The 4191-nt window shown below is 59.3% G+C and carries 1 protein-coding gene and 3 pseudogenes; 2 read left to right on the top strand and 2 right to left on the bottom strand.

The features are described 5' to 3' along the window. Positions 1-262: 262 nt before the first annotated feature. Positions 263-447 (bottom strand): annotated as a pseudogene (locus ACZYOF_RS42535) (IS110-like element ISMno25 family transposase); the annotation flags it as partial. Between the two features lie 9 nt (positions 448-456). Beyond that, positions 457-875: pseudogene (locus ACZYOF_RS42530) on the bottom strand (transposase); the annotation flags it as partial. A 264-nt stretch (positions 876-1139) separates the two neighbouring features. Between ACZYOF_RS42530 and trxA the strand changes: the two are divergent. Together trxA and ACZYOF_RS42520 are read left to right on the top strand one after the other, a co-directional pair. Continuing rightward, a complete protein-coding gene (gene trxA, locus ACZYOF_RS42525) occupies positions 1140-1460 on the top strand; it encodes a thioredoxin (RefSeq protein ID WP_463719472.1) in 321 nt (106 codons plus the stop codon). A gap of 485 nt (positions 1461-1945) precedes the next feature. After that, a pseudogene (locus ACZYOF_RS42520) lies at positions 1946-4191 on the top strand (hypothetical protein); the annotation flags it as partial.

The raw sequence follows: 4191 nt of genomic DNA, 5'->3' as shown, positions 1-4191 counted from the left end.
CTGCTGATGCATTGCGATTGATGGCCTTGACACGAACCATCCCATGTGAGGTTCTGGCTGGCTGGTTACCCGCCTCGATACGCCGCCCTTCTCAGGCCGTCATCACCCAGATTCCGCCATAGCTCGTATCGTATTTCGACTGATGTAGCGTGTTCTGAACGCTACTTGTTTGCTTTGAAATGTCCTCGGCCAATTGGCGTGCTCTTCACCCTGCGCATAGGGCGGATTCAAACGGTCGTCGCAACACCAATTGTTTTCACTCAGCCTTGCCATTAGCGAAGCGTCGGACAAAGGCTTCTCGCACCAGCACGGTTGCACTCTGCACACCGATGCCGCGCAGACTGATGAGTTGCTGGATCATTTTACCGGCATGGTCCGGGGCATCGGTTCTGCGACGGCATCACGTTCAAGTTCTAACTCCACGATCTGCGCAAGTACGAGTTCTAGTACCTGGAATCAGAGCTGAGTGATACGGCGGCCTTTGAAACGGCGTTGACGGACCTTTTTCTTGGTCCAGACGAAGGGCTCGGCTCTCGTTGTATGCGTTGACGTAAGCTTCGATGTGATCCTGCAGCTGCTTGAGGCTGGTGAAGGAGGTGCCGCTAAGCGACTGCCCCAGCAAGAGCGAAAACCACACCTCGACCTGATTGAGCCAGGACGCACTTGTCGGCGTGAAATGAAATTCCACGTTGGGGTGGGCCTTGAGCCAATGCTCGTTCTTCTTGTGGGTGTTGAGGTTGTCGAGGATGACGTTAAGCTTCCGGTTCGGAAAAGCCGCGGTGACGCTGTTCATGAAGTCGAGAAATTCGACGCGGCGCCGGCGTTTTGAAATGCGTCGCGATGATCTTTCCGGTGGCGACTTCGAGCGCCGCAAATTTTGCGAACCTTGACGCGGCGAACAGCTGCTGGGGCGTTTTCAATTTGGTCTATGCTTATGGCCTTGAAAGGATCCGCTGTGGGCAGGAAACCACGGAGGGCTGTAGCAGGGAGGAAGGTCGGGGATGTGGTCCAGGAGGTAGGCTCCTGGCATCGCAGGGCAACGCTCCCTATGTCCCAAAGAGCGTCGGGTTGATAATTGAAAAATTCTGCACCGCACCGTCACATGTGGTTCAACATCTTCTTCGGTCAAAGGAGTAGCCATGGCTACCGTGAAAGTCGATATCAATAACTTCCAGTCGGAAGTTCTGGAATCCGCAGCACCCGTCGTCGTCGATTTCTGGGCCGAATGGTGCGATCCCTGCAAGATGATGGCTCCGAGCCTCGAGGAAATCTCCGTCGAGATGGAAGGCAAGATCAAGGTCGCCAAGCTCAACATCGATGAAAACCCGGAACTCGCCGCCCAATTGGGCGTGCGCTCCATTCCGGCGCTCGCGATCTTCAAGGGCGGCGAGGTGGCCGATTTCTCGGTCGGCGCCAAACCGAAGACAGCTCTTTTGAACTGGATTTCGAGCGCTGCCTGATCGATATCGCTCAATTTGTCTTATTGGCGCGGGCTTGGCCTAGCTGCTTGATTTCCACTCGTACGGATCAGTGGCTCTTGGTTGGTTAGGTATTTGCATGGACGGAGAAAGAGCCCGTGCTCCCGCTGTCCAGACGACGGTGCGGGTCGAGTCTCAGGACTGAAACGGGAAGAAGGCGGCCTCAGTGGCCGGCAAATGACGCGAGGCTGATGGTAGCTTAGCCGGGACGCGTTACTTTCTGCTAAGGGGCCACCCAACCGAACTGGAGAAAGGATGCTGTGGCCTTGCTGCATTTGGAAATCTCGAGCTTCCAAGCTTTCTCACACTGATATCCATAGTTGCTATTCGGCGAGCTTGGGGGGCTTATGACGCGTACCACACCCTGACGCGGGTACTCTCGTCGCGATCGTCAGCTTCTCGTAAGCTAGACTCCGCAATATCCCGTGATTTGAAACCGGCGGGCGCTTCTAAAACGGGAGCTAGGCATGGATTTTATCGAGCGAGCCTGGGCTGATCGTGCTTTGTATACCATCATGGAAGAAGATGAAGAAATCCAGCATTCGAGCACGCAAGCTTCTACGACAGCAACTGACCATCTGGAGCAGCCAAGCGCTGTGAGCTGGGTGGAATCATCCGATGGGGAAGACAATTCGCTGGGCAGTATGTCGCGGGAGTTAAGCACGGCGCTGGCCGGGATTGAACGCCGCCCGAATTCTCGCTTGAATCGCCGTGAGTCCGCATTGCATGACCGCCCTCGTCTTTTGCGAAATCCGTCACAGGGACGCGCTACTGACGGCCTTATGGGGATCATGGACCGCAACGGCATTTTAGATTCTTCGGGCGGTATCGCTTCAGAGGCGGACATTCGCAGTTATCGGCAGTGGTGCCTCGAGCGGTGGGCCAGCAGCAGGCAGGAAGCCAATCCATTGATCTTGTCCGCCGCTTCGGCGGAGCGTGATGATGGCCGTGAACCGACCACCCCGGTTCGGCAAACCGCCTCGTCGCGTTCCGTCGAGCCCGTGCGTCATCAAGATGCCCAGGCCCTGAGATGCGTTTTGCTGGATCGGAGAGGGAGTACGGGCAGCACCGGAGAGTTGCTTGGACAAGCAGGGCGTCCTGATAGCGAAGAAGGCCCGCACCGCATCTCCGACGCAATGTCGGACCAGCAGAAGACGCGCGAAGCGACGCTTGCCATCGCCGGCGCGGTGGTTGCCTGCGACGGCAATCTCGACGGATTTTCGGATCCAGAGTTGGCCGATTTTGTGTACCGCTTCAGCAGATGGCCGGACCAGCAGAAGACGCGTGAAGCGACGCTTGCCATCGCCGGCGTGGTGGTTGCCCGCGCCGGCAATCTCAACAGATTCTCGAATCAAGAATTGGCCAATCTGGTGAGCGGTTTCGGCAAGTGGCCGGAAGAAGAAAAAGCACGCAAGGCGATCGTTGCCATCGCCGGCGAGCTCGGTTCCAAGGGCCGTCGCTTCAGCACTTTCAGCACGCCTGCGCTAGTCAGGATCGCCAAAGGCCTGTCGCGTGGTATCGAGGGGGGAGCGACCGCCGGCGAGGTCGCCGAACCCGCCTTGCTGAAGGACCGGCTGCATCGGCTGGCGCACTACCTCCAATATGCCGAGGATCGGCTGCAGCGCGCCGATGTCCGTGCCATCGCGAGTATATTCAAGGCGTTGGGCAAGGCGCAGTTGTTGGACGATCTCGGTGCGCTGGCAAAGCCGGGGCTGGACAGGCTCGAGGTGTTACGTGCCGCTCCCGGGTTTAAGCTCGACAACGATCTCGAGACGATGGGCAATCTTTGCGCCTCCCTGCTGCCATTTGCTCGCAGCCCAAATCCGGTGTTGCGCTGGCATCGCAGGCCGGCGCTGAGCCTGCTCAACGCCGTCCAGCCGGTGGTGGAACACAAGATCGATGCCCATCTCAAGGCAGGCCAGGCCGAGTGCACCAGCGGCGCCAATGCAAGCCGCTGCCCGGCGCTTTCGATCTATCAGGTGCTCGAGACCCGGGCGGTGCTGGAAGCGCTCTACCGGCGGCCCTATGTCGACGGCGACGAGCTCGCCTTGCAGGCCAGGCGGGAAGAGCTGCACGGCAAGACCAGGCAGATCCTGGACAGTGCCCGCGCCCTCATCTACGGCGACCTTTCCTACATGAGCTGGAGCGTGATCGCCGAGATCGAGGCGAAGGAGCCGCTCGAAGCGCTCGACACCTTCATGGCGCAGAACGCATCGATGGTCCAGGCTCAGCATGCAGCCGCCAGCTTCGATGTCCATCGGGTCCTTCAGGCCATGGACCACGAGCCGAGACCGCCGCAAGGCGATGCCGGACTGATGCGGCTGCCGGTGGTCGACATGCAAGGCCGGCCGCTGGCCGGCGAAGCCGAGTTGCGCTATTCTATTTTCCACCGCTTGACCTCGGGCGCGGTGAAGGTGGTGGCGGTGCAGCTACAGAAACCTCCGACTGACTTCGAGCTGACAAGCACGTTCGCCGTGGAGGGCGTGCCCTACCGCATGGACCTGTTCGGCGGCAGCAAACTGAAGCCGCGGCAAAAGAGCCTGAACCAGCTTGCCTCTCAGCTGCCCGTCGCGGCCGAAGAGGCCTCAAGCGGCAAGCTTTTGGCGATCCCCTATGCCGAGACGGCTCCGGGTACGGCCTTTGAGCAGTTGTCGCGGGCCTGGGCGCCGTTCAAGGAAGCCTATTACTATACCCAGCGCCGCGGCTTTGCCGC

This window comes from Bradyrhizobium sp. LeoA1Lang (assembly GCF_055413685.1).
The sequence above is the reverse complement of the archived record's forward strand: the minus strand, read 5'-3'. Positions and strand labels throughout refer to the sequence as shown.

Bases quoted from the DNA above. Each gene is read 5' to 3' on its own strand.
- trxA (WP_463719472.1), top strand. From the start codon at position 1,140: ATGGCTACCGTGAAAGTCGATATCAATAACTTCCAGTCGGAAGTTCTG.